The organism is Clostridium sp. 1001271st1 H5 (genome assembly GCF_005845215.1).
GTDB lineage: Bacteria > Bacillota > Clostridia > Lachnospirales > Lachnospiraceae > Enterocloster.
The window spans coordinates 1-4,579 of the sequence record NZ_SPHO01000047.1 but is presented as its reverse complement, the minus strand read 5'-3'; the positions used below and the strand labels follow the sequence as shown (position 1 = coordinate 4,579).

5 protein-coding genes are annotated in these 4,579 nt (G+C 46.4%); all 5 read left to right on the top strand.

Going from position 1 to position 4,579, the window contains the following annotated elements:
- Positions 1-1,650: DNA cytosine methyltransferase (locus FGS84_RS30280; protein ID WP_138311856.1), on the top strand; the 1,650-nt coding region annotated here is incomplete at its 5' end.
- A gap of 110 nt (positions 1,651-1,760) precedes the next feature.
- Positions 1,761-2,111, top strand: a complete 351-nt coding sequence (locus FGS84_RS30275; protein ID WP_008400380.1) for a hypothetical protein — start codon at positions 1,761-1,763, stop codon at positions 2,109-2,111.
- 68 nt (positions 2,112-2,179) lie between these two features.
- Entirely contained in the window at positions 2,180-2,440 is a 261-nt protein-coding gene (locus FGS84_RS31740) for a hypothetical protein (protein ID WP_038292378.1), read from the top strand.
- Positions 2,437-3,036, top strand: coding sequence for a hypothetical protein (locus FGS84_RS30265; protein WP_002593804.1), 600 nt, complete (start codon positions 2,437-2,439; stop codon positions 3,034-3,036). The genes FGS84_RS31740 and FGS84_RS30265 overlap by 4 nt, the downstream gene beginning before the upstream one ends.
- Positions 3,037-3,119: 83 nt before the next feature.
- On the top strand, positions 3,120-4,579 hold a 1,460-nt coding region (locus FGS84_RS30260; RefSeq protein WP_243130128.1), incomplete at its 3' end, for a DUF87 domain-containing protein.

Below are 4,579 nucleotides of genomic sequence, written 5' to 3'. Positions count from 1 at the left end.
CCGGTATGGGCCAGTGAGATAGAACCGTTTCCCATGAGGGTAACCAAACTCCGGTTTCCAGATATGATCCATGTAGGGGACATTACAAAACTGGATGGAGCAAAATTGCCGCCTGTGGATGTAATCTGCGGAGGCAGCCCCTGTCAGGATTTGTCAGTAGCCGGATTACGGAAAGGATTGGCAGGGGAGCGCTCCGGTCTGTTTATGGACCAGGTACGCATAGTAAAGGAGATGAGAGCAGAGGATGAAAGACGAGGGGTATCAGATGACTTTATTCGACCTCGATACCTCGTTTGGGAAAATGTCCCTGGAGCATTCAGTTCCGCAAATGGAGAAGATTTCCGGGCGGTCATCGAGGAGATTGTCCATATCAAGGACAGTACCTGTCATGTGCCTCGACCTGACACCGGGCGCTGGGAATCTGCTGGGGCTGCCATTTTGGGAGATCAATTCAGCCTGGCTTGGAGAGTCTTGGATGCTCAATACTGGGGAGTCGCCCAGCGCCGCCGTAGAATCTTCCTTGTCGCAGATTTTGGAGGACTCACCGCACCAAAGATATTATTTGAGCAGGAACGCCTGCCTGGGGATCCTGCGGAGGGCCAAGATCAGGGGAAAGGAGTTACCGCCGCAGCTGGAAACAGCTCTGCGGATTCAGGCGGGAGTAGAGTAGCAGAGGAAAAACAGGTGGATATTTTTGCGGTTCATATTGATCAGAGGGAAGAAACAATCAACCTTAATGGAATATCCGGAGCTTTGATGGCAACGACCAATTTGCAGATGCAGACCTTTGTGGCAGGGGGGATGAGGAAGTTTGAAAGTGCAGAAAAAGAAGAGTGTCTGTGCCTCAATGACCAAGGAGGAGAGCGTATGGATGTTTCGGTCGATGTAACAGCAACCCTGCGGGCAGGGATGAGTGGTCATCCGCCTTTGGTGATGGGCATCCAGCAGGGGAGTGCTGGGGCAGAGGAAACTCCGGATCTAGCCCTTACAGAGGAGGCAGAAACCGGCGGGAACAATTACCAGATTCTGTTTGAGAATCACGGGATTGATGCCAGATATACAGGTCCGCATGAGGTGGCCCCTACCATGTCAGCCCGGTATGGAACAGGAGGAAACAATGTCCCACTGGTTTCAGATATGCCGGAGAGTTATTGTATTGCCGGAAATATCATTGATCGGGAAGTACAAAATGGAGGAAATGGTCTGGGATGCCAGCCGGATATATCCTATACTCTTACGAGCGCAGACCGTCATGCAGTGTTCAGCCGCCAGAGAAGTGATGAATTTCTGCAAAATCGGGTAACAGCGACTCAGAGTGCCAGACAGCATAAGGATGCTACGGATCTGGTGTGTGAGCCGTATCAGAATACGGTAGGAACCATTGGATATACAGATCATAAGGGGATTAATAATCAATATGTCAGCGAAGATAAATGTATTGTTGAGAACCGGAAACTGATCCGGAGACTGACGCCTTTGGAGTGTGAACGGTTGCAGGGTTTTCCGGATCACTGGACAGATATCCCTGGTGCCTCGGACAGTGCCCGTTATAAAGCTCTTGGAAATAGCGTAGCGATACCGTGTGTGGATTTTGTTCTCCGTGGTATCGCTTATTTTTTGCGCAAGATGAAGGAGGAGAAAGAACCATAAGATTGGTAGTTCTGCTTCCGTTTTCAGGCAATCTTTGTTGGGTATCGTCATAGCTATCTCATCTCTTTATGGATATACTTGGTTTGTAAAAACGAGGAAAGGAGAGTCAAATGGAAGAGCGTAAGAAAAATTTATGCGCCATGATTCCAGAATCCCTGCATAAGAAAGTTCGGGAAGAACAGGAAGAATGGGGAATCAAGCTGAACGAGTATATGGAACGGATTCTAAAAGACCACTTTGAGAAGGGAGAAAGAGAGATGGCAAACGGAACCAGGACACTGGCATTTCAGGTATCAGAGGAGTTTTTTCAGAGGTTAAAAAAATACCTCAAAAAGACAGGACAGAGCCAGAAAGAATTTGTGATCGGACTGATTGAAGATGTACTTTCGCAGGAAGAACATGTAGTATCTGGAGAGATGCAGGAGACAGAGGGAAAGGCAGAACTTGAGGAAACTGAATAAGAGGAAGGATCGAACATACCGCCGGCAGAGCTTCATCATGCCGGCGGTTATTATTTGGAGGTGATCGGTTGTATATTTATCCGGACCATTTGAAATCAAAAGCAACACTTTGGTTATGGCAGCTTCGGGACATTGGGATTCTTGGTATTTGCGGATTGGTCTCCATTTTAGCAGCTACGCAGGCGGGATTTATGTTCCCTTGTGTTCTGACAGGGGTATATGGATTTCTGACGATCCGTTTTGAAGATACCAGCATTCTGGATTTTATCCGGTATGCCTGTGCGTATTTTTTTATGCGTCAGCAATTTTTTGAGTGGAGGTATGAATGAGCAGGGAGAAACGAAAAGCGAAAAAAGAGGCAGAGAAGCGCCTCTCCACACGGCAGTTCATTGGTGCAAAGGAGATTACAGACTACAGTCTGGTGACCTACGGACAGGGGGAGCTGGTGTATTTTATTGTAAAACCAACGAATATTTCTGTTTTGTCCGAATCTAGTGTCGGGGCAAGAATCTATGCTCTTATGACTGTACTAAAAGGAGTGGCAGAGATTGAGATGCTGTGTCTAAACAGCAGGGAAAGTTTTGAAGACAACAAGCGGTTTCTGAAAAGTCAGATGGAGCAGGAAGAGAATCCAGTCATACGCCGTCTTTTGGAACAGGATCAGACCCATCTGGACCGGATTCAGGTGCAGATGGCGACAGCCCGTGAATTTCTGATTATGCTGCGGTTAAAAGATGAAAAGGAATCGGATATTTTTCCGTACCTTTCCAGGATTGAAAAATCCCTGAAGGAACAGAGTTTTTCTGTTAAACGGGCAGATAAAGAGGATATCAAACGTATCCTGGCTGTTTACTATGAGCAGAACGTGACCACAGAGAAGTTTGAAGACTTTGACGGGGAGCGGTGGATCATACCAGAGATTTAGAGTGAGGAGGAGATGACTTGAAAAAAGGAAGAACAGCAGTTGATGACAGGGAAGATAATGTGCGTATCCAGGAATTTCTGGATATGATTGCCCCGTCTGTCATTAAATTTGAAACAGATCATTTTATTTGTGGTAACACATATCGTTGTGTCTGGGCACTGCGGGAGTACCCGACTGCTACGGAAGAGCAGGCAATTCTCTCACATTTAGGGGAGAAAGATGGTGTAACCTTGCGGATCTATACCCGTCATGTGACACCCGTTGAGGAGCGGAAGATCATCAGTAATGCAGCCAACAAAAACCGGATGGATCGGAGCAATACCAGTGATTTACAGCAGACTGTTTTGGCTGAAAGTAATTTACAGGATGTAACTACCATCGTAGCCCAGATGCACCGTAACCGAGAACCCCTCCTCCATACGGCAGTATATCTGGAGTTGTGTGCCCATGATCTGGAGCATTTGAAGCTTCTTCAGACAGAAGTACTAACGGAACTGATCCGATCAAAATTGAATGTAGACCGACTGATCCTCCGTCAACAACAGGGGTTCCGGTGTGTAATGCCAAGCGGTTATAACCTGTTTAAGGATCAGTTTGAGAGAGTGCTTCCGGCCAGCAGTGTGGCGAATCTGTATCCCTTTAACTATTCAGGAAAGACGGATCCTCACGGGTTCTATATTGGGAGAGATAAATTTGGGAGTAATGTACTGGTGGATTTTAACCGGAGAGCAGATGATAAGACGAATGCCAATATCCTGATTCTGGGAAACAGCGGACAGGGAAAAAGCTATCTGCTTAAATTGCTGCTGACGAATTTAAGGGAGTCCGGAATGCATATCTGCGCTCTGGATCCGGAAATGGAGTATGAAGATCTGACCAATAATCTGGGAGGGTGTTTTATCGACTTAATGAGTGGGGAGTTCATTATCAACCCTCTGGAACCGAAAACCTGGGACGAAGCGGGAAGCCCGGAGGATCTGGATGCACCTCAGACCTTTCGTATCCGGTCCAGATTATCCCAGCATATCAGTTTCTTAAAGGACTTTTTCCGAAGCTACAAGGATTTTTCCGACAGGGAAATCGATGTGATTGAGATCATGCTGCAGAAGTTATATACCAGATGGGGGATTACAGACGAAAGTGATTTTGAATGCCTGGCTGCGGAGGATTACCCAGTTCTCTCTGATCTTTATGCGTTCATTGAGGAAGAATATCAGGGATTTGACGAAAACAGAAGACAGCTTTATACAGCAGAAATGATTCAGAGTATTCTTCTTGGGCTGAATTCTATGTGTGTGGGAGCTGAGAGCAAGTTCTTTAATGGACATACCAATATCACAGATGACGGTTTCATTACTTTTGGGGTAAAAGGACTGTTACAGGCCAGCAGGAGCCTTAAAAATGCATTGCTTTTTAATGTGCTTTCGTTTATGAGCGATGTTCTTTTGACACAAGGCAATACGGCAGCCAGTCTGGATGAATTTTATCTGTTCCTTTCCAACCTGACTGCAGTAGAGTATGTTAGAAATTTTATGAAGCGTGT